Consider the following 21816-nt stretch of genomic DNA (forward strand, 5'->3'; position numbering starts at 1 on the left):
AAGGGATTGCGAGTAAACATTCTTTATATAAAATAAATAAATGGCTATAGTTTTTTCATTTAAAATTTAAATGATCTCATTTAAATAAAACATATCATAGAGTGCAAAATGGGCAACTTTTTTTTTCTCCAAGTATTTACAGTGGTTTTTGCCCTCTCAATTGCCACAACCATATTCAATAAACGAATTCTAGGTTTTCCCCAAGCGATAGGGGTGCCAATTGTTTCAGCAATTTTTGTCTTTATTCTGCAATGGGCTGCCAATTTATTAGGGGATAATCGTTTTATCACCATTAATTTGGCAAATATTGAAGAAGCAGTCCGTCATATTGATTTTTATGATTTTCTCGTAAATGGTGTTATTTGCTTCATTCTTACATCGTCGGCATTGAAATTTAAAGTGTCTGATCTAAAAGTGTATTGGAAGCCAATTAGTATTCTTGCCACTATTGCTCTGGTTTTGTGTGCAGCATTGTTTGGTGGATTATTATTTGGATTTCAATATTTGATTGGTAACCCTGTACCAATACTCGTACTTTTATTACTCGGTTCTGCTTTAGGGGCTACAGATCCAATCGGAATCAAAGGGGTACTCAGTTCTGTACGTGCACCACATCATTTAATGGTGAAATTGGAGGGTGAATCACTGTTCAATGATGCAATGTGTATCGCTGTATTTATGACATTGTTGAATGTGCTTGAAGGCGAGCATTTTAGTCTGTTGCTGACACTACAAACACTCCTTTATGAAATTGTGGTAGCTGTAATTATTGGTTTGGTATTTGGTTGGGGGATTTTACGATTGCTTCGCGGGAAGCATGAAATGGAATCATTAATCCTAACGACAGCTTTACTGGCTTGTGGTTCATATTTGGTTGCTTTATTTGCTCATGCATCAGCACCAATCGCATGTGTGATTGGTGGACTTATTGTTGGTAATAAATGGAAAGAAATTTTACAAAATCGTGAAATCCAAGAAGTAAATCACTTTTGGCATACAGTTGAAGGTATCATTAATTCTTTTTTATTTACTTTAATTGGTTTAGAGCTGTTTATTCTTGATCTTAATGCCAGCATGATACTTGGCGGTATTATCGCATTTGTAATTTTACATATTTCACGTTTTGCTGCGAACTTTCTGGCTTTTGCATTCTTCCCATCTTTTCGTAAGAAAAGCTATAACGGTAGCCTAGCAATTTTATCATGGGGGGGAGTAAGAGGGGGGATTTCATTGGCTCTAATTCTTGCGGTTGCTAATGTCCCAGAGTTAAGGCAATACAGTAGTATCTTGATTGGTTATACTTTTATTGTTGTTTTATTATCGGGCGTAGTATGTGGTTTAGGTTTGCCAGCAGTCATGAATGCTTTCTATTACAACCCTAATGAGGAAAAAGAGGGCTTAAAGGGAATATATCAGCGATTATGTAATAAGCTTAATCGTAAAGGATTTAAATATATTGTTGGTGAAGATAGTAAAGGTAATGAGATTATTACGATTTATAATCCTGAAGTGATATTAGATCGGACTTCTGATGATGGTGTGGCAATCGTCCATCATCCCGCTAAAGCTGAAGAGGTGAAGAAGTTAGAAAATCCCGAAAATTTCTAAAAAAATTATATTTAATTGAAGCAAGCATGATAGTGCTTGCTCTTTTTTTTATGAATTAAGCATGATCAATGCAGAAGATAACAGTGATATTGTTTAAATATTTTATTCAGTTACGCAGAATTTTATCGATGAAATATAAAATTAAAATGTGAAAATTACATCATATTTAAAGCAAATTTTATTTCTTAACTTACTAAAAAGTAAGTATTAATTTTCAATATAAAATGAAAAGTATACTAGTTTACTAACATTAAAATGTTAGGTGAGCAAGTTACCGTATGTAGTTAAGCTAAATATAGCAGAAATTATGATAAGTAAGCCTTTGAAATTTGGTGACCTGTAATATCCTAAAAGTAAGTAAACATATTAATTCTTATGTCATAAGTATTTGTAAATAAAAGATATATTTTGATTGTGGATGAGCGGTTACAAAAAGCTGATAAAAGACGTAAAATCTATTCGCATTAAATCTTAAAAATGTGATATAAATCTCACTTATAGATAATAGTGTCTATCTTTTTTGTATCTTAGATGTAGAAAGATCGATAAAAATAAAATTTATAAGTGAGAATTTACCATGGCTAATATCTCCGTAATATCTAAAGAGAGTCATCAGGTATTAGAGAATGTCAACTCTAGTCAAGTGGGGCTTAACGAAAACTCTGTAGTTGTCGTTCAAGTATCTAAAGATGATGTAGCTTCAATCACTCGTGATAATAATAATGCTCTAATCAATTTGCGTAATGGTGAAGTGATTGTGATTGAAAACTATTTCAATCCTTCATTTGCTGATAACAGCCTCGTATTCCAAGATGAAAGTGGTCAACTTTATTGGGTTAAATTTACCAATGAAGATGGCTCAATTGCAGAAACAATTCTGTATTACCCAATCGAAGAAATCGAACCTCTTCTTTATTCCGATGATTTTATCGGTGGTATTCTCCCTTGGTTAATTGGTGCTGGTGCAGCTGGTGCAATTGCGGCAGTCGCAGATAATGGTTCTGACTCTAATCCTACGCCTAACCCTCAGCCAAAGCCAAATGCATTATTAAATGCACCAATCGTCATTGATGATGTACCAGAGCATATCGGTGAAGTTGCTGATGGTGGTGTAACAAATGATGCTCGTCCAGAAATCAAAGGTTCTGGAGCTCAACCTGGTGCAATCATCAAAATCTATAATGGCGATGAACTAATTGGTGAGACGGTTGCATTGTCTAATGGTGATTGGAGTTTTACACCTGATCAAGATTTAAAAGATGGTATCTATGAGCTTTCTGTCACACAAACTGTAAGTGGTCAAGAAAGTGATAAATCACCGATTAAGACAATCACGCTTGATACTGTCCCACCATCAGACATCACTATTGATGAAATTGGAAATAAGGGTGAAACAAACTCAGAAACACCTAAATTATCAGGTGAAGGTGAGCCAGAATCTAATGTTGAAATAGAAATTAAAGATAAAGATGGGAACGTGGTTGATAAAGAAACTGTTCCTGTTGATAAAGATGGTAAATGGGAATATACACCTGAGAAAAACCTGGATGAAGGTAAATACGAAGTTATCGTAACGCCTATTGATAAATCAGGAAATAAAGGTGAAGAAGAAAAACAAGAATTCAATGTTGACTTAACTCCTCCAGACATAGACATCGATCCAATCCCTACTGATCCTGAACCTGAGGGTTGGGATACAGCAACGAATCAATCAACTTTTGCAATCGCTGCAATCGCAAATACTCTTTCGGAATCGGAGAATAATCCAGTGACTACAACTAAAAATCAAACTCCTACATTTACGGGAACCACTAAAGATAGTGAGAGCGTAAAAGTAGTGATTCGCGATAGTTCAGGTAAGATTATCGCAGAAGGTCCTGCTATAGTGACCAACGGTAAATGGCAGTTTAAATCACCTGTAACATTAGCTGAAGGTGACTATAAACTAGAAGCGACAGCATATGACGCGGCTGGTAATAGTAAATTCGCTACTTCAAGCTTTACTGTGGATATTACTCCACCTAAAGTAACGATTGAAGAGTTACCACTTACTAACATTGATGCGCCTACCTTTAAAGGTAAAACTGAAGATGGTGCAACACAAGTACGTGTTGAAATCAAGGATGCGGCTGGCAAGGTTGTTCAATCTGCAGTTGTGAATGTTGCAGCCGATGGTAGCTGGACATATAAGCCATCTAAAGCGTTACCAGATGGTACATATAGTGTCGAGGCTTCAGCTCGTGATGCGGTAGGAAATGTAAGTCAACCTGCTAAAACTACGGTTGAAGTTGATACAATCGATCCGGAAATTACAATCGATCCTCTAGAAGATACTAGTGATACAACTCCTGAAATTAATGGTAAGACTGAACCAGGCGCAACAGTAAAAGTTGAAATCTTAGACAAAGATGGCAACCCTGTAGCAACAGGTGATGCGACTGTAGATCCTGAAGGTAACTGGTCGTATACACCGACTGAAGCACTACCAGAAGGTGAATATACAGTTAAAGCTGAAGCGAAAGATAAAGCTGGTAACGTTGGTGAAGCGACATCTAATGGCTCATTTAAAGTTGATACAACTGCACCATCTGATACCGATGTAACGATTGATCCAATTGCGGATACAAACGATACAACACCAGAAATCACAGGTACAACTGAACCAGGAACAACAGTAAATGTCGTTGTTAAAGACAAAGACGGTCAAGTTGTTGCAGAAGGTCCAGCGACAGTTACAGGTGACACATGGACATATACACCATCAGTTGAATTGGCAGATGGCGAATATGACGTAGTTGCAAAAGCAACAGATCAAGCAGGTAACACAGGTGAATCTCAGCCAGAGAGCTTCGAGGTTGACACAGTAGCACCTGAATTAACCATCGATGAGCTTAAGCCAACAAACGATACTACACCAACAATCTCAGGTAAGACTGAGCCAGGTGCAACAGTAAAAGTTGAAATCTTAGACAAAGATGGCAACCCTGTAGCAACAGGTGATGCGACTGTAGATCCAGAAGGTAACTGGTCGTTCACACCGACTGAAGAATTACCAGAAGGTGAATATACAGTTAAAGCTGAAGCGAAAGATGCGGTGGGTAATACTGCTACTGAAACTGCGGATGGCAAATTAACTGTAGATACAACTGATACAGATGTAGCGATCGATCCAATTGCAGATACAAACGATACAACACCAGAAATCACAGGTACAACTGAACCAGGAACAACAGTAAATGTCGTTGTTAAAGACAAAGACGGTCAAGTTGTTGCAGAAGGTCCAGCGACAGTTACAGGTGACACATGGACATATACACCATCAGTTGAATTGGCAGATGGCGAATATGACGTAGTTGCAAAAGCAACAGATCAAGCAGGTAACACAGGTGAATCTCAGCCAGAGAGCTTCGAGGTTGACACAGTAGCACCTGAATTAACCATCGATGAGCTTAAGCCAACAAACGATACTACACCAACAATCTCAGGTAAGACTGAGCCAGGTGCAACAGTAAAAGTTGAAATCTTAGACAAAGATGGCAACCCTGTAGCAACAGGTGATGCGACTGTAGATCCAGAAGGTAACTGGTCGTTCACACCGACTGAAGAATTACCAGAAGGTGAATATACAGTTAAAGCTGAAGCGAAAGATGCGGTGGGTAATACTGCTACTGAAACTGCGGATGGTAAATTAACTGTAGATACAACTGCACCATCTGATACCGATGTAACGATTGATCCAATTGCGGATACAAACGATACAACACCAGAAATCACAGGTACAACTGAACCAGGAACAACAGTAAATGTCGTTGTTAAAGACAAAGACGGTCAAGTTGTTGCAGAAGGTCCAGCGACAGTTACAGGTGACACATGGACATATACACCATCAGTTGAATTGGCAGATGGCGAATATGACGTAGTTGCAAAAGCAACAGATCAAGCAGGTAACACAGGTGAATCTCAGCCAGAGAGCTTCGAGGTTGACACAGTAGCGCCTGAATTAACCATCGATGAGCTTAAGCCAACAAACGATACTACACCAACAATCTCAGGTAAGACTGAGCCAGGTGCAACAGTAAAAGTTGAAATCTTAGACAAAGATGGCAACCCTGTAGCAACAGGTGATGCGACTGTAGATCCAGAAGGTAACTGGACGTTCACACCGACTGAAGAATTACCAGAAGGTGAATATACAGTTAAAGCTGAAGCGAAAGATGCGGTGGGTAATACTACTACTGAAACTGCGGATGGCAAATTAACTGTAGATACAACTGCACCATCTGATACCGATGTAACGATTGATCCAATTGCGGATACAAACGATACAACACCAGAAATCACAGGTACAACTGAACCAGGAACAACAGTAAATGTCGTTGTTAAAGACAAAGACGGTCAAGTTGTTGCAGAAGGTCCAGCGACAGTTACAGGTGACACATGGACATATACACCATCAGTTGAATTGGCAGATGGCGAATATGACGTAGTTGCAAAAGCAACAGATCAAGCAGGTAACACAGGTGAATCTCAGCCAGAGAGCTTCGAGGTTGACACAGTAGCACCTGAATTAACCATCGATGAGCTTAAGCCAACAAACGATACTACACCAACAATCTCAGGTAAGACTGAGCCAGGTGCAACAGTAAAAGTTGAAATCTTAGACAAAGATGGCAACCCTGTAGCAACAGGTGATGCGACTGTAGATCCAGAAGGTAACTGGTCGTATACACCGACTGAAGAATTACCAGAAGGTGAATATACAGTTAAAGCTGAAGCGAAAGATGCGGTGGGTAATACTGCTACTGAAACTGCGGATGGCAAATTAACTGTAGATACAACTGCACCATCTGATACCGATGTAACAATTGATCCAATTGCGGATACAAACGATACAACACCAGAAATCACAGGTACAACTGAACCAGGAACAACAGTAAATGTCGTTGTTAAAGACAAAGACGGTCAAGTTGTTGCAGAAGGTCCAGCGACAGTTACAGGTGACACATGGACATATACACCATCAGTTGAATTGGCAGATGGCGAATATGACGTAGTTGCAAAAGCAACAGATCAAGCAGGTAACACAGGTGAATCTCAGCCAGAGAGCTTCGAGGTTGACACAGTAGCGCCTGAATTAACCATCGATGAGCTTAAGCCAACAAACGATACTACACCAACAATCTCAGGTAAGACTGAGCCAGGTGCAACAGTAAAAGTTGAAATCTTAGACAAAGATGGCAACCCTGTAGCAACAGGTGATGCGACTGTAGATCCAGAAGGTAACTGGACGTTCACACCGACTGAAGAATTACCAGAAGGTGAATATACAGTTAAAGCTGAAGCGAAAGATGCGGTGGGTAATACTGCTACTGAAACTGCGGATGGTAAATTAACTGTAGATACAACTGCACCATCTGATACCGATGTAACAATTGATCCAATTGCGGATACAAACGATACAACACCAGAAATCACAGGTACAACTGAACCAGGAACAACAGTAAATGTCGTTGTTAAAGACAAAGACGGTCAAGTTGTTGCAGAAGGTCCAGCGACAGTTACAGGTGACACATGGACATATACACCATCAGTTGAATTGGCAGATGGCGAATATGACGTAGTTGCAAAAGCAACAGATCAAGCAGGTAACACAGGTGAATCTCAGCCAGAGAGCTTCGAGGTTGACACCGTAGCGCCTGAATTAACCATCGATGAGCTTAAGCCAACAAACGATACCACTCCTGAAATTACTGGTAAAACAGAACCAGGAGCGATAGTTGATGTTGTGATCAAAGACAAAGACGGTGAAATTGTCTCTGAAGGTAAAGCAGAAGTTGATCCAGAAGGTAACTGGACGTATACACCGACTGAAGAATTACCAGAAGGTCATTACGATATTGAAGTAACTCCGACTGATAAAGCGGGTAACAAAGGTGATACTTCTAAAGAACAGTTAGAAGTTGATACAACACCTCCTTCTGACATTACTATTGATCCAATTGGTGGTGATGATTTCGAATCGAATGATCCTCAACCTGAAATTACAGGAACAGGTGAGAAAGGTTCGCTAGTGGATATCGTGATCACCGGTCCAGATGGCTTCGAAGAGAAGGCCACTGTTGAAGTTGGAGAAGATGGTAAATGGTCGTATAAACCAGAAGCTGAGTTGGAAGAAGGTGACTACAAAATCGAAGCTACTCCTAAAGATGAAGCTGGAAACGTAGGTAATCCAACTGAACAAGATTTTGTAATCGACTTGACACCACCAGATATCGATATTGATCCGTGGGAAGATGATAATGATCCTTGGTTAGATATCGATCCTTGGGATGATGAAGAAGCTGCATGGGATGTGAGTGAAGCTGCATCTGTACAGGCAGTATCATTAGCTGCTGAGCCTCAAATTGCTGCATTCTCTGCTTTCGCTGCACGCTCATTATTTATTGCTGAACCAGTAGTAACAGCATCTCAAGTAACGGCGGTTGATCCAAGTATTAATTATACTAATGATCCACAACGTACGATTAGTGGTAATACAGTAAATAATCCTAAAGAGGTTGCTGTAGAGATTAAAGATGCTAACGGTGCTGTGGTATCTAGTGGTTTAGCAGTGTTGTCTGCAGGCCGTTGGAGTTATAAACCAGCAGAACCTTTAGCAGATGGTATATATACACTTGTAGCCACTGCACGTGATGCTGCTGGTAATACTAGCCGTACAGTTTCTTTAAAATTTGGTGTAGATACACTTTCACCTGATTTGTCAGTTGAAGAGTTATATCCTACAAACGATACTACTCCAGCAATTTCTGGTTCAACTGAACAATATTCTAAAGTTCAAGTCGTGATTAAAGATAAGAATGGAAATACTGTTGTAGATGCACCAGCTTCTGTAGATAGCTCAGGCAATTGGACATTTACACCGCCAAGAGATTTAGCGGATGGAAATTACACAGTTGAAGTAACATCTACTGATTTAGCTAAGAACAAAAAAACTGAAACTCAGCAATTAACAGTTGATACTCAAGCTCCTGATGCTGTGATTATTAATCCAATTACAGATCCAAGTGACTTGAAACCAGTATTAACAGGTAAAGCTGAAGCGAATACTACTGTCGAATTAGTGATTAAGGACTCTACAGGTCGAATTATTGATTCTGCACTTGTTCCTGCTGATCAAAATGGTAATTGGACATATCCAATCAACAATAATTTACCAGAAGGTACAATTATCGTTGAAGCTAAAGCGATTGATGAAGCTGGAAATATCGGTCCTTCATCAAGCATCGGCTTCGATTTGGATGTAACTCCTCCAGATGCTCCAACGGCAACATTTAATGCAGATGGTTCATTAGTAACAGGTACTGCACAAGCTTTATCAACTGTTAAAGTAAAAGATGCAAACAACAACGTGATTGGTACAACCACTGCGGATAGCAATGGAAACTACTCAATTAAGTTGATACCAAGTTTGAATGATGGACAAAATGTATCTGTGACCGCTTCTGATGTAGCGGGTGAATCTGCACCACGTCAAGTGACTGCTCCAAACATTCCGTTGGATGCCATTGATAATGTTGCTAAAGCTGGTATTGAATACGAGTATCCTGTTACAGAGAAATTCATTAAAGATGCAATTTCTTATAATTGGTTGATTGGCTTCGCCGGTTTTGCGATTGGTAAAACAAGTGGTGCTACAGAGTTTACAATTGGTGCAAACAAAACTGCAGATGTGCAGCTTCAAGTAAAATCAGCATCATGGGGAACATTATTAGACTCAGTATCAATTGTTCTTTACCAGCAAAATAGTTCTGGTAAGTGGGTACCAATTGCCAATAATAAATCTGCAGGATTATTTGATTTCATCGGCTTATTTGGAGAAGTTGCTCATATCAATTTAGAAGATTTACCTGCAGGTAAATATTGCATAGAAATGAGTAATGGTAACCTTGCTTCTTTACCAGGTTATGTACAGACTAATTTAGTAATTAAAGAAACTAATACAAGTACAACGCCTGTTGTGAAGTCAATCACTGAAGCGAAGGGTAATGTCATTACTGATCTTGATGCTGTACATGGTAAAGATCTTGTAGTTGCCGGTGCTGTTGTGAAAGCTGTAAATGGTGTTGCGATTAATGGTGCAACAACAATTAAAGGCGAGTTTGGTACATTAACTATTGATGCAAACGGTACATATGCTTATAAGCCAAATGCAAACCTTAACGCGATTGGTAAAACGGATGTATTTAAATACACGATTACTGATCCTGTAACTGGTAAGTCTGATACAGCTCAATTAGTACTTCAAATTGATTCTAAATCAGGTTCACCATTGGCTTGGAGCAAATTCACACCAGAAGCAAACGCGAATGATGCTGATGCATTGGCGAATGAAACAGCAGGTAAGTTTAATTCTACTTACTTGAATGAAACAGTTTCTGCTAAAGGTTTGGATAAGTTGATCTTTAATGTGTTAAATGACAACAGCCATAACGGTGGTAACGGCGTTGACACAATCAATGACTTCCAATTAGGCAGCAATGTGAAGATTGATGTTTCTGAGTTGTTATCTGATAGTGCAACTGCTCAAAACATTGATAAATTCATCTTTGTCGAGAAAGACGGAAACAATACGAAGTTAAGTATTGATCGTGATGGCGCAGGTACAACTTATAACAAGGTTGACCTAATTACTTTCAACAATACTGATGTTTCACTTCAAGACTTGTTGAACAAAAACCACTTGTTGTTCTAATAGACTAATGTGAAAAAGAGGAACTTCGGTTCCTCTTTTTTTATTCAAGAATAAAAAAAATGGGACATTTAAAATGTCCCATTCATTGTCTATAACTTATTTGAGTAGATTAAGAAAATTTAAATAATGTTGTACGAGGATTTGTTCTTGTTCCAATATTGGTGTATGACCTACACCTTTTAAGATGATAGGCTCTTGAGCATTTTTCAGTAATCCTTTCAGTTCAGCTGCAGCTTCTACATTAATAATTTGATCACGATCTCCCCAAATGATGAGTGTTGGTTGATCGATTGAACGAGCAGCTAGCGCAAATGTTTCAGGTGTAAATGATTTGGACATGAGAATAAGTTGCTCAACGAGTTTCGTGTTATTCGTAACATTGGATATCATGAGCTTTTCTTGTTCGACTTTCAGTTCGTTCGGTATAAATGGAGGTTGCTGCGTAGCAATTTTAAATAATCGATCAAAATCTCCAGGTTTAGAAACGATAAAATTTTTGAGTAAGTTTGGGTCTTTTAAGTAAGGCGTATTGGCAGATTTAAATACACCTGCACTGTTAATGAGTAGTAATGATTTAGTATCGATTGGATACTGCGCAGCATAAAGTAATGCTACAGCACCGCCCATGGAGTGACCGGCAACATTTAGATTTTGATCAACATGAATGGCTTCCGCAAAGCGACGTAATTTTTCGGTTAGATTTGGAATTGAATAATCAAAATCTGCAGCTACTTTACTATCACCTTGTCCAGGTAAATCAGGGATAATGACGTGATAATGTGGTGTCAGATAGCGAGCGACTCGGTTCCAATTATCCCGACTGCCTGCAAGACCATGAACAAGCATAAGTACTGGTTTGCCTTTGGTTCCACCTTCACTGTAAGCCCAATCGATGTCGGAGACTTTAATGCGCTTGGTATTCAGTCCAGCCCAAGCACGTTCTTGTTGTAAAATATTTTGTATATTTATACTGCTTGGCGCGGCTTGAGTTGTCGATGTAATAGAGATTGTACCGACTGCAATTGAAGCAGCAAGTAAGTGTGAAAATATCCTTTTCATTGTATTTCTCTGTGTATTGTTATTGTGCAAATTTAGATTAAGTGAGTCTGTTATGAAATGCATTTGCTCAAATCAATCATCCGATAAACTATAGGTCAATTATTGATGAATCGATCAGTATCAGCGGAAATGGCACAGTTGATCTTGGCCACAGTATCACAAATTCCTTATGGGAAAGTAGCCAGTTATGGTCAAATTGCTGCGATGTCAGGACTGCCTAAACATGCCCGTTTGGTTGGTCGTGTTTTGAATCAATTAGATGTGAGTAGCGACTTGCCTTGGCATCGTGTCATTAATGCGCAAGGTAAAATTAGTCATCTGCGTTTGGATGATCAAGGTTTTAATTGCCAGCAAGCTAGATTGCTTAAAGAGGGTATTGTGTTTAACAATGGCAAAATAGATTTTAAAGTTTTTGGATGGTTCGAGTAGCTCCGTATGATGGTATACGGAGCTATCAGTTATTATTGCTTTACGACAAAAACAGGTACATTGACTTCAGTGATGAGGCTTTGTGCGACACTGCCCATAATTAATTTCTTGAATCCTGAGCGACCGTGCGAGCTGATAACAATCAGATCAATATTAAGCTCATCAATTGACTTCATTATTGTGCGGTGAATACTTTCTCCTTCGAGTATTTTAGTCTCTACGTCTACTCCATATTCATTAAACTTTGCTTTAGCTTGAGCTAGGTTATCTTCAATAAATTTTCGTGCTCGTTCTATTAAAAGATTCGACTGCCCATCTGAGAGATATTCTGCTGCGATATAGGGATCGAGTGTCATCACTTGAACAACAGTAATGTTGCTGTTAAATGCTTTAGCCAAATCAACAGCATGCTGAACGACGTTGAGTGCTACTTCTGAACCATCCACTGGAACGAGGATATGTTGATAACTCATGTTGTTCTCCTTTTTTAACCGTTTTAATTAAAAGTGTATAAGTTCATCATAGACCTTAATTGTTCAAAATAAAACCAAGTGTAAATCTATGGTTTTTTATATTAAGTTATTGTTTTTGATTTATTATCTTAAATTTTAGAGATATAAGATAGTAACGAACTATGAAGAATGAAATTTGATTAACTGAATCATAAAAAGATCAATTTGAAAGTATTGTAATGAGTAGAGATGTAATTATGGGTGTTTCAGATCTCTATAAACTCTAGAGTTGATATTTAGAATTAAAAAAAGTATTAGCCTTACTTTAGCGACTATATTTTGAAAACCCACTCCGTTTGAGTGGGTTTTTTTATGTCTTTAAGAGTGATAATGATAAGATATTTGGAAAATAAGCAACTGAATTTTAACAACAATGAAAGATTATCCAGTAAATATCATTCATGAAGATTTAGAGAATATTGAAATCGCTTGGGAAGGCGATTTATGGGATCGCCGTCGTCTAGGTGAGCAATTAGAACGTTATGTAGATCGCTTAAATTGTGGTGCTGTTCTAGCTTTAGATGCTCGTTGGGGTGAAGGTAAGACCTGGTTTGTCAGACATTGGAAAAAGCATTTAGAAGATCAAAGTCACCAAGTTGTTTATTTAGATGCTTTCGCCAATGATTATTTAGATGATCCATTTTTGACGATTGCAGCAGAGATTAGCCATGCTTTGAACGATGTAAATGAGATCGATGATGCTGATATTAAAGATTTTAACTCTAAGACTGCTTCGGTATTAATTTCTTTGGCGGCTGTCATGCCATTAATTGCTGCAAAAGCAGGTTTGCATTTGGTAGGACTAGGCGGTGCAGGTGAAGCTTTACAAGAGGTCTATAAAGAGGGCAAAGATGTATATGACACAGCAAGTGAAGAAATAGCCAATAAAGTTAAAGAGCACATTGAGAAGAAGATTGAAAATCATCATATCGAAAAGCAAACCATTCAAGATTTTAAGCAAGAGCTCGCTGAACTTGCTGCAAAATTAGAAAAGCCATTGGTATTTATTATTGATGAGCTAGATCGTTGCCGACCTGATTTTGCTATTCGTTTAATTGAAAGGATTAAACATTTTTTTGACATTCCAAAAATTGTTTTTGTTTTGGTAATGGATAAAACCCAATTTTCAAAAGTGGTTTGTCATAACTATGGTTATGATGAAAGTCTTGGTGAAGAATATTTAACAAAGTTTATTGATTTTACTGTTGAATTTCCTAACTTAGGAAAGACGCAGTTGTATGAAGAGGTAATAGCACAGCAGTTATATCGTATCGGCGAATTAACATCTGTAGATACTAAAAATGAATTGTTTTTTTGGATTTTAAGTTTGCAATCTAGCAAAGAATACAATTCTAGAGAGTTGGTGAAAAAAATTAATCAATATGCACTCTTGAGAACAAATGATTTCAAGCTTAATCTAATTTTAAATGCTTTCATCTTTGATGAAAATTTTAATATTTCAGCTAATTATTTGCATAAGATAATTGATTATTTATTCAACTATTTAAACGGCGATAAAAATGGATATACGACAAAATCTTATTTTATCCGACAGCAATTATTGAACGAAAAAAATATCGATGACATTATTATTTGCAATTTGTATGAAACACTTTTAGATATAGAAGAAAGATTTAAGACTGTAGGGCAACAGGATCATAAAAATCAAACTCTTCAAAGATTCTTGAGCCCTTATTGTATTAGTAAATTAAAAGATATTAAGGATTTTAATTCGATTTGGATGCAATATATAAAAACAGGACTATTTGAAAAATATTGATAATTTTTCAATATCATCGGTCTGCAACTGTTCACGCATTTTTAAAAACTGCTTTTCATCTAAGTCATATAACTTAAGAGAAAGCAATTTTTTAATATCTTGTTCAGGGAAACGGTATTTAATAATTTTAGCAGGTACACCACCGACGACAGCATAAGGCGGTACATCTTTGGTCACGACTGCACCTGTAGCAACGACTGCACCTTCACCAAGTTTTACCCCTTGCATAATCATGGCACGACTACCAATCCAACAACCATCACCAATGACAGTATCGCCAGCAGGCACAAAACTACGCGTATCAAAAGGAAATGCTGAAATCCAGTCGGTACGGTGTAACTGATTTCCACCCATCATGATGACACACTCAGCGCCAAAACAGACAAAATTACCAATATAAAGCTGATCGATGGGTTTTTCTGGTGTCGAAGCTTTGTCATGTAGATAACGCACTACACAACGCTCAAAACCTTGATCCCAATAGGCTGAGTAATAACTGTAATTGCCTTTAATATGAATATTCGGATTTTTGACTGTTTTAGAGATAAATTCGAATTCGCACCAGTGATTGATAGGGGAGTTGATCAGCTTTTCAGACATGGTGAAATAAAAGGAGAATATTTTAGGGCATTATATACCAATTAAAACTTACATCCTGAATAAAAACTTTTATATTCATTGAGCATTAGAAGAATGGAAAAGCTATGTTTGTTGAAACAGAATTTAGAGAAGATAGACCTGAAGAAATATATAGAATAATAAAGGAGTATCCTCTTGCATCTTTGGTCGCACAGACCCAAACAGGGTTAATTGCTGAACATATCCCGCTCATATTAGTAGATGAACAAACATTGAGAGGACATGTTTCATTGCAGAATACACTATTCAATCATTCGATTTTGAATAATCAAATACTATGCATCTTTAAAGCAGAGGATGCTTATATTTCACCGAATTATTATCCTTCAAAATTTGAAGATCACAAAAAAGTACCTACTTGGAATTATCAAGTCGTACACATTAATGGTGATATTCAGTTTTTTCATGATCAGAAAACTAAACTTGCAGTATTAGGTCAACTCACTCAACAACATGAACGTATCACGAATGGTAAAAATGCTTGGAAAATGGCAGATGCACCAAAAGATTACTTGCTGGAAATGCTCGACTATTTGGTTGTATTTGAAATTAAAATTGAAAGAATCATCGCTAAATCAAAACTAAGTCAAAATAGAGAGGAAAAAGATTTTCGTAATGTTATTAAGAAGCTTCATGAAGCTGGAAAAGTGCATCTAGCAAAAACAATGAATCAATTAAAAAGAGAATAAAAAAACCCCTCATCAGAGAGGTTTTTAACCTAAAATATCAAGAATTAAAGATATTCTACGCTCACAATTTCGTATTCAACTTCACCTTGAGGTGTCGTAATCTTAACTTCATCGCCTTCATTTTTACCCAAAAGACCACGCGCTATAGGAGAGTTCACAGATATTTTGTTAATTTTAAAATCTGCTTCGTCATCACCAACGATTTGATACGTTTTACGTTCTTCAGTATCCAAATTTTCAATTGTAACTGTCACGCCAAAAACTACGCGTCCATTTTGCTCAAGCTCTTTAACGTCAATCACTTGTGCAGCACCCAATTTTCCTTCGATATCTTGGATACGGCCTTCACAGAAACCTTGTTGCTCACGTGCAGCGTGGTATTCCGCGTTTTCTTTAAGATCTCCGTGTTCACGCGCTTCAGCAATCGCTGCTGTAATGCGAGGACGATCTACAGTTTTAAGTTGGTGTAATTCTTTCTCAAGCGCTTCTTTGCCTTGAGGTGTCATAGGATAACGTTGCATAGTTGTCCCTCAAAAAAGTAAGTATGAAAAAATACTAAGTCTATAAATGAAAAAAAGCCCGCCACCAAGAGGTGACGGGACTTCTTGGTAGTGTATTAACCTACTGTTTGTAAGTCTTGCAAACGATATACATCCATTGGCAATTTGATTGCTAAAGCTTGGCAAACTGCATCTGCACCATTAAGGGTAGTCGTATGATAGACCTTACCTTGAAGTGCAGAACGGCGGATTGAGAACGAATCCTGCTGAGCTTGTTTACCTTCTGTTGTATTGATAATGAGGTGTATTTCGCCATTTTTCAAGCGGTCCACAATATTTGGACGACCTTCAGTCACTTTATTTACACGTTCACATTCAATACCAGCCGCTTTGATGACATCGTAAGTACCACCAGTAGCAAGAATTTTGAAGCCAAAGCCAGCAAGTTGTTTTGCAATACCTGCTGCACGTGGTTTATCAGAATCACGTACAGAGATGAACGCATGTTTAACTTCACCTTCCGTTGGAAGACCTGGTAAACGCTCATTTGCACCTAATACAGCTTTATAGAACGCTTCACCAAATGTTTTACCAACGCCCATTACTTCACCTGTAGATTTCATCTCAGGCCCAAGGATTGGATCAACACCAGGGAACTTGTTGAATGGGAACACTGCTTCTTTAACAGAGAAGTGCTCAGGGATAATCTCTGTAGTGAATCCTTGAGACTCTAAAGATTGACCCGCCATACAACGTGCAGCGACTTTCGCTAAAGACTCACCGATACACTTAGATACAAACGGAACTGTACGTGATGCACGTGGGTTCACTTCTAGAATGTAAACGTCTTCGCCTTTAACAGCAAACTGTACGTTCATTAAACCAACAACACCAAGCTCTTTCGCCATCGCGATAGTTTGACGGCGCATTTCGTCCTGAATCTCTTTAGAAAGAGAGTAAGGAGGGATCGAACATGCAGAGTCACCTGAGTGGATACCTGCTTGTTCGATGTGCTGCATGATACCGCCAATCACAACGTCTTTACCGTCAGATACGCAGTCTACGTCAACTTCGATCGCGTCGTCTAGGAAGCGGTCAAGAAGAACAGGGGCATCGTTAGAAGCTTGAACAGCATCACGTAAATAGCGACGTAATTCTTCGTCGTTATATACGATTTCCATTGCACGACCACCAAGTACATAAGATGGACGTACTACAAGTGGATAGCCAACTTTCGCTGCTTCAGCCATACCTTCTTCAGCAGATTTTACAATGCTGTTATTTGGTTGACGAAGTTGCAGACGTTGAATCATTTGTTGGAAACGTTCACGGTCTTCTGCACGGTCAATCGCATCAGGAGATGTACCAATAATTGGTGCACCAGCTTCTTCTAAAGCACGAGCCAATTTAAGTGGTGTTTGACCACCGTATTGAACGATAATGCCTTTAGGCTTCTCAATACGTACGATTTCTAATACGTCTTCAAGTGTAATTGGTTCGAAGTACAGGCGATCAGATGTGTCATAGTCAGTAGAAACCGTTTCAGGGTTACAGTTTACCATGATGGTTTCATAACCGTCTTCACGCATTGCAAGAGCAGCGTGTACACAGCAGTAATCGAATTCGATACCTTGACCAATACGGTTAGGACCACCACCGATCACCATGATCTTGTCTTTGCTAGACGGGTTTGATTCACATTCGTCATCGTAAGTTGAATACATATACGCTGTGTCAGATTCAAACTCAGCAGCACAAGTATCGACACGTTTGTAAACAGGGGTTACGCCCAAGTTCCAACGGTGTTTACGGAATTGTTTTTGTGAAATACCCATCAAGTTCGCAATGCGAAGGTCAGATAAACCTTTACGTTTGAACGAACGGATGTTGTCCGCATTTAGATCGCCAAAACCTAAAGTTTTGATTTGGTTTTCTGTTTTGATGATGTCTTCGATTTGGATCAAGAACCATTTGTCGATCTTAGTCGCTTGGAATACATCTTCTAATGTAAAGCCGTGACGGAATGCGTCAGCCACGTACCAAATACGCTCAGGACCCGGAACACGTAATTCTTGTAGGATTTTCTCACGCGCGCCTTCAGCACCCACTTCGATTTTTTCATCAAAGCCAGTTGCACCTACTTCAAGACCACGAAGTGCTTTGTTTACAGACTCTTGGAAGTTACGACCAATTGCCATAACCTCACCAACAGATTTCATCTGTGTGGTTAAAGTTGCGTCAGCTTGTGGGAATTTCTCAAAGTTGAAACGTGGAACTTTAGTTACAACGTAGTCAATCGCAGGTTCGAAGGAAGCTGGAGTGGTACCACCAGTGATGTCATTTTTAAGCTCATCAAGGGTATAACCAACCGCTAATTTCGCAGCGATTTTCGCAATAGGGAAACCAGTTGCTTTTGAAGCCAATGCAGAAGAACGAGATACACGTGGGTTCATCTCGATCACAACCATACGGCCAGTATTTGGACAAATACCGAACTGTACGTTAGAACCACCAGTTTCTACACCAATCTCACGTAACACTGCTAAAGATGCATTACGCATTAACTGATATTCTTTATCTGTTAATGTTTGCGCAGGTGCAACAGTGATTGAGTCACCTGTGTGTACGCCCATTGGGTCAAAGTTTTCAATCGAACAGACGATGATACAGTTGTCGTTTTTGTCACGAACAACTTCCATTTCGTATTCTTTCCAACCAATTAAAGACTCATCGATCAATAATTGTTTTGTTGGAGAAAGGTCGAAACCACGTTCACAGATTTCAAGGAATTCTTCTTTGTTGTATGCGATACCACCGCCTGAACCACCCATGGTAAATGATGGACGGATAATCACTGGGAAGCCGAAACGTGCTTGAATTTCTAAAGCTTCTTCCATTGATTCAGCGATTGCTGCTTTTGGACATTCAAGACCAATTTTACGCATTGCTTGGTCGAAAAGTTTACGGTCTTCCGCTTTTTCGATCGCTTCTTTCGTTGCACCAATCAATTCAACATTGAATTTTTCTAAAATGCCATGCTCATCAAGGGCAAGGGCACAGTTCAATGCAGTCTGACCACCCATTGTTGGAAGAACTGCGTCTGGGCGTTCTTTCTCAATGATCGCTGCAACTGTTTGCCAAGTGATTGGCTCGATATACGTTGCATCTGCCATTGCAGGGTCAGTCATGATCGTTGCAGGGTTAGAGTTTACCAGAATTACACGGTAACCTTCTTCACGTAATGCTTTACATGCTTGTGCGCCTGAGTAGTCAAACTCACACGCCTGACCGATAACAATTGGACCAGCACCAATAATTAAGATGCTTTTAATATCCGTACGCTTTGGCATTATTTGCTCCTCAATTACTTCTTAGATGCTTCAATAAGTTCGATGAAATGATCGAACAATGGTGCGCAGTCATGTGGACCTGGGCTTGCTTCTGGGTGACCTTGGAAACTAAACGCAGGCTTATCTGTACGATGAATCCCTTGAAGAGTTTGATCGAACAATGATTTGTGCGTCGCTTTAAGGTTTGCAGGTAATGTTTCTGCATCCACTGCGAAGCCATGATTTTGAGAAGTTATCATCACTGTACCATCTTCGATGTTTTGTACAGGATGGTTAGCACCATGGTGACCATGAGGCATTTTCACCGTTTTAGCGCCAGAAGCGAGAGCAAGAATTTGGTGACCCAAGCAAATACCAAATACAGGTACGTTACGGGCATCTTCAACAATTGTTTTTACAGCTTCAATTGCATAGTCACATGCTGCAGGATCGCCAGGACCATTCGATAAGAATACGCCATCTGGATTTAGAGCAAGAACTTTTTCAGCAGGAGTTTGTGCAGGCACAACAGTTAATTTACAACCGCGGTCTGCGAGCATACGTAAGATGTTGGTTTTGACACCGTAATCATATGCAACAACATGGAATTTTGCTTCTGATTGGGAGAAACCTTGACCTAATTTCCAAGAACCTTCAGTCCATTCGAAACCGTTTGGATCACAGCATTCTTTCGCAAGGTCTAAACCATTCAGACCGCCGAATGCACGAGCTTTTTCTAAAGCTTCTTCTTCTGTAATATTTTCACCAGCTAAGATACAACCGTTTTGTGCACCTTTAGCACGTAAAATACGTGTCAGTTTACGTGTATCAATGTCAGCGATAGCGACAACATTGTGAGATTTTAAGTATTCGCCTAAAGATTGCGTAGATCGGAAGTTGCTGTGCAATAAAGGTAGGTCACGAATGATCAATCCGTTTGCCCATACTTTATGAATTCGACCTGACTCAGCGTCTTCATCATTACAACCTGTGTTACCAATGTGTGGATAGGTAAGCGTAACAAGCTGTTGTGCATAACTTGGGTCAGTCAAAATTTCTTGATAGCCAGTCATGGCAGTGTTGAAAACGACTTCACCAGTCGTACTACCCGATGCACCGATTGACGTTCCTTTAAAGATCGTACCATCGGCAAGGGCTAAAATTGCTGGGGTGCTCAAACCAAAGCTCCTGAAATTTAGGCTGTAAAAAAGCGAGTAGACGAAAAAAAAGGAAGGCTACTTTAAAACCCACCCTCCTTACATCTGCTCGCTTGAACTTAACACGGCATTATACGCAAACACCTTGTCAAAGTCCACGTAAATAAACCTGAATTCGTCAGATATATACCTTGTAATTTGTTTAAAAGTCTGCTTTTTAAACTTTGGACAAAAGTCTAAGAATGTAAGAATTGTTTAATAATTCAAAAGTTAAGTTTTATCACGATGTATCAAAGTTTATGTAGACTTACAATTAATAAGCTAAGTTTCTGAAACAGAATAACAAAGCTTCTAAAAAGCTGATTTGTTAAATAGAACAAATGTTGAAGTTGCTCCAGATGCTTTCTAAAAGTTCGAAAAAAGTACTGATTAGGTCTATCTACAAGTATTTTAGAAAAGATCAATTAAACATGGAAAATTGAGGTAAATATTGAATTGTTTGTTAAAAGTGTAGGTTAAATTATTCAAAGATGAAATTGGTATTTAGAATGATGGCATTTAAAAATTAAACCGATCGAATTTAAATAGATTTGAGGCTACTTCGGTGTTTGTGAAGAAATATTTAAGAGCAGATTTGGCTGTTCAAGTGATTAAGGACAATTTTGAAAATTAGAGATGAATAACAGGAATTACAAATATAACTAGATATAACACGTTGAGATCAGTTGTATAAAACTTAACTCTAAAAGAGGTGGGAAGAGTCTACAACTATAGAACTTAAATATTGGGGTAAAAAAATAGTGAGATTAAATCTCACTATTTTTTTAAAACTGATGCAACCAATCGCGCTTGTTATGGAAGTCAGCCTCAGGACTACTATGCTGCATCGCATAATAATGTTTAGCTTGCGATGTGTTTAATACAGCGGATAAGCCAATAAAAATATCCTGCCATTTCAATTTATGTTTTAACATAAACTCCGTTAAATCAAGGCTCACATTTAAACCATAGTGCGTCTTTTTGAGTGAGTTTAGTTCTATGTCATAAGCTGCTTGTGGTGGCATATCTTCAGGGTAACGATACTCTTCAAATTGATACGCTTGCCAAGCTTGAGAAGGGGAGAGATTGACTTCACGATAAAAGTCCTGATCTTTCACCCCAATGAAAATTTCAAAGCAAGTTTCTTCCCACAGAAAATCTCGTCGTGGATGTCCAGCTACAATTTCCGGATAGACTAAGTATTGATTTGGGTCACGTAACCAATAGCCCACATTTAGTGTATATGGACTCACTTGTTCAATTGCACCAACCAGGGAGATATCAAAGTAACGGTCAAAAGAATTTAGTTCGTAACTTGCCATT

Annotated in this window: 12 protein-coding genes; 5 read left to right on the plus strand and 7 right to left on the minus strand. The window is 38.6% G+C overall.

The window, feature by feature from the left end:
• The first annotated feature begins 108 nt into the window (after window positions 1-108).
• Window positions 109-1608 (plus strand): cation:proton antiporter, encoded by a 1500-nt coding sequence (locus AC1M9E_RS03670; RefSeq protein WP_179998547.1) that lies wholly within the window; start codon window positions 109-111, stop codon window positions 1606-1608.
• Window positions 1609-2185: 577 nt separating this feature from the next.
• A complete protein-coding gene (locus AC1M9E_RS03675; protein ID WP_488225038.1) occupies window positions 2186-10360 on the plus strand; it encodes a BapA/Bap/LapF family large adhesin in 8175 nt (2724 codons plus the stop codon).
• Window positions 10361-10456: 96 nt separating this feature from the next.
• On the opposite strand, the gene AC1M9E_RS03680 is transcribed toward AC1M9E_RS03675, so the two are convergent.
• Complete coding sequence (locus AC1M9E_RS03680; protein ID WP_092765922.1) at window positions 10457-11419, minus strand: alpha/beta fold hydrolase; 963 nt, start codon at window positions 11417-11419, stop codon at window positions 10457-10459.
• Between the two features lie 105 nt (window positions 11420-11524).
• Here AC1M9E_RS03680 and AC1M9E_RS03685 point away from each other — a divergent pair, with 105 nt between their 5' ends.
• A complete protein-coding gene (locus tag AC1M9E_RS03685) occupies window positions 11525-11848 on the plus strand; it encodes an MGMT family protein (RefSeq protein ID WP_481588556.1) in 324 nt (107 codons plus the stop codon).
• A gap of 32 nt (window positions 11849-11880) precedes the next feature.
• On the opposite strand, the gene AC1M9E_RS03690 is transcribed toward AC1M9E_RS03685, so the two are convergent.
• Window positions 11881-12321 carry a universal stress protein gene (locus AC1M9E_RS03690; RefSeq protein WP_092765923.1) on the minus strand — a complete coding sequence of 147 codons (441 nt, stop codon included), beginning with the start codon at window positions 12319-12321 and terminating at the stop codon, window positions 11881-11883.
• Between the two features lie 412 nt (window positions 12322-12733).
• On the opposite strand from AC1M9E_RS03690, the gene AC1M9E_RS03695 reads away from it, so the two are divergent.
• Entirely contained in the window at window positions 12734-14140 is a 1407-nt protein-coding gene (locus tag AC1M9E_RS03695) for a KAP family P-loop NTPase fold protein (RefSeq protein ID WP_481588554.1), read from the plus strand.
• Here the strand turns inward: AC1M9E_RS03695 and AC1M9E_RS03700 are convergent.
• Complete coding sequence (locus AC1M9E_RS03700; protein WP_481588553.1) at window positions 14123-14740, minus strand: CatB-related O-acetyltransferase; 618 nt, start codon at window positions 14738-14740, stop codon at window positions 14123-14125. The genes AC1M9E_RS03695 and AC1M9E_RS03700 overlap by 18 nt on opposite strands.
• A gap of 104 nt (window positions 14741-14844) precedes the next feature.
• Here AC1M9E_RS03700 and AC1M9E_RS03705 point away from each other — a divergent pair, with 104 nt between their 5' ends.
• A complete protein-coding gene (locus AC1M9E_RS03705) occupies window positions 14845-15468 on the plus strand; it encodes an FMN-binding negative transcriptional regulator (protein WP_488225039.1) in 624 nt (207 codons plus the stop codon).
• 44 nt (window positions 15469-15512) lie between these two features.
• On the opposite strand, the gene greA is transcribed toward AC1M9E_RS03705, so the two are convergent.
• The 4 genes from greA to AC1M9E_RS03725 form a co-directional block, all read right to left on the minus strand.
• Window positions 15513-15989 (minus strand): transcription elongation factor GreA, encoded by a 477-nt coding sequence (greA, locus tag AC1M9E_RS03710; RefSeq protein WP_035266896.1) that lies wholly within the window; start codon window positions 15987-15989, stop codon window positions 15513-15515.
• A 95-nt stretch (window positions 15990-16084) separates the two neighbouring features.
• Window positions 16085-19318, minus strand: a complete 3234-nt coding sequence (carB, locus tag AC1M9E_RS03715) for a carbamoyl-phosphate synthase large subunit (RefSeq protein ID WP_488225040.1) — start codon at window positions 19316-19318, stop codon at window positions 16085-16087.
• Between the two features lie 14 nt (window positions 19319-19332).
• A complete protein-coding gene (gene carA / locus AC1M9E_RS03720; RefSeq protein WP_488225041.1) occupies window positions 19333-20475 on the minus strand; it encodes a glutamine-hydrolyzing carbamoyl-phosphate synthase small subunit in 1143 nt (380 codons plus the stop codon).
• A gap of 803 nt (window positions 20476-21278) precedes the next feature.
• Window positions 21279-21815, minus strand: coding sequence for a DOMON-like domain-containing protein (locus AC1M9E_RS03725; protein ID WP_092765927.1), 537 nt, complete (start codon window positions 21813-21815; stop codon window positions 21279-21281).
• Window position 21816: the final 1 nt, after the last annotated feature.

Source organism: Acinetobacter sp. 24-47-47 (assembly GCF_057737035.1).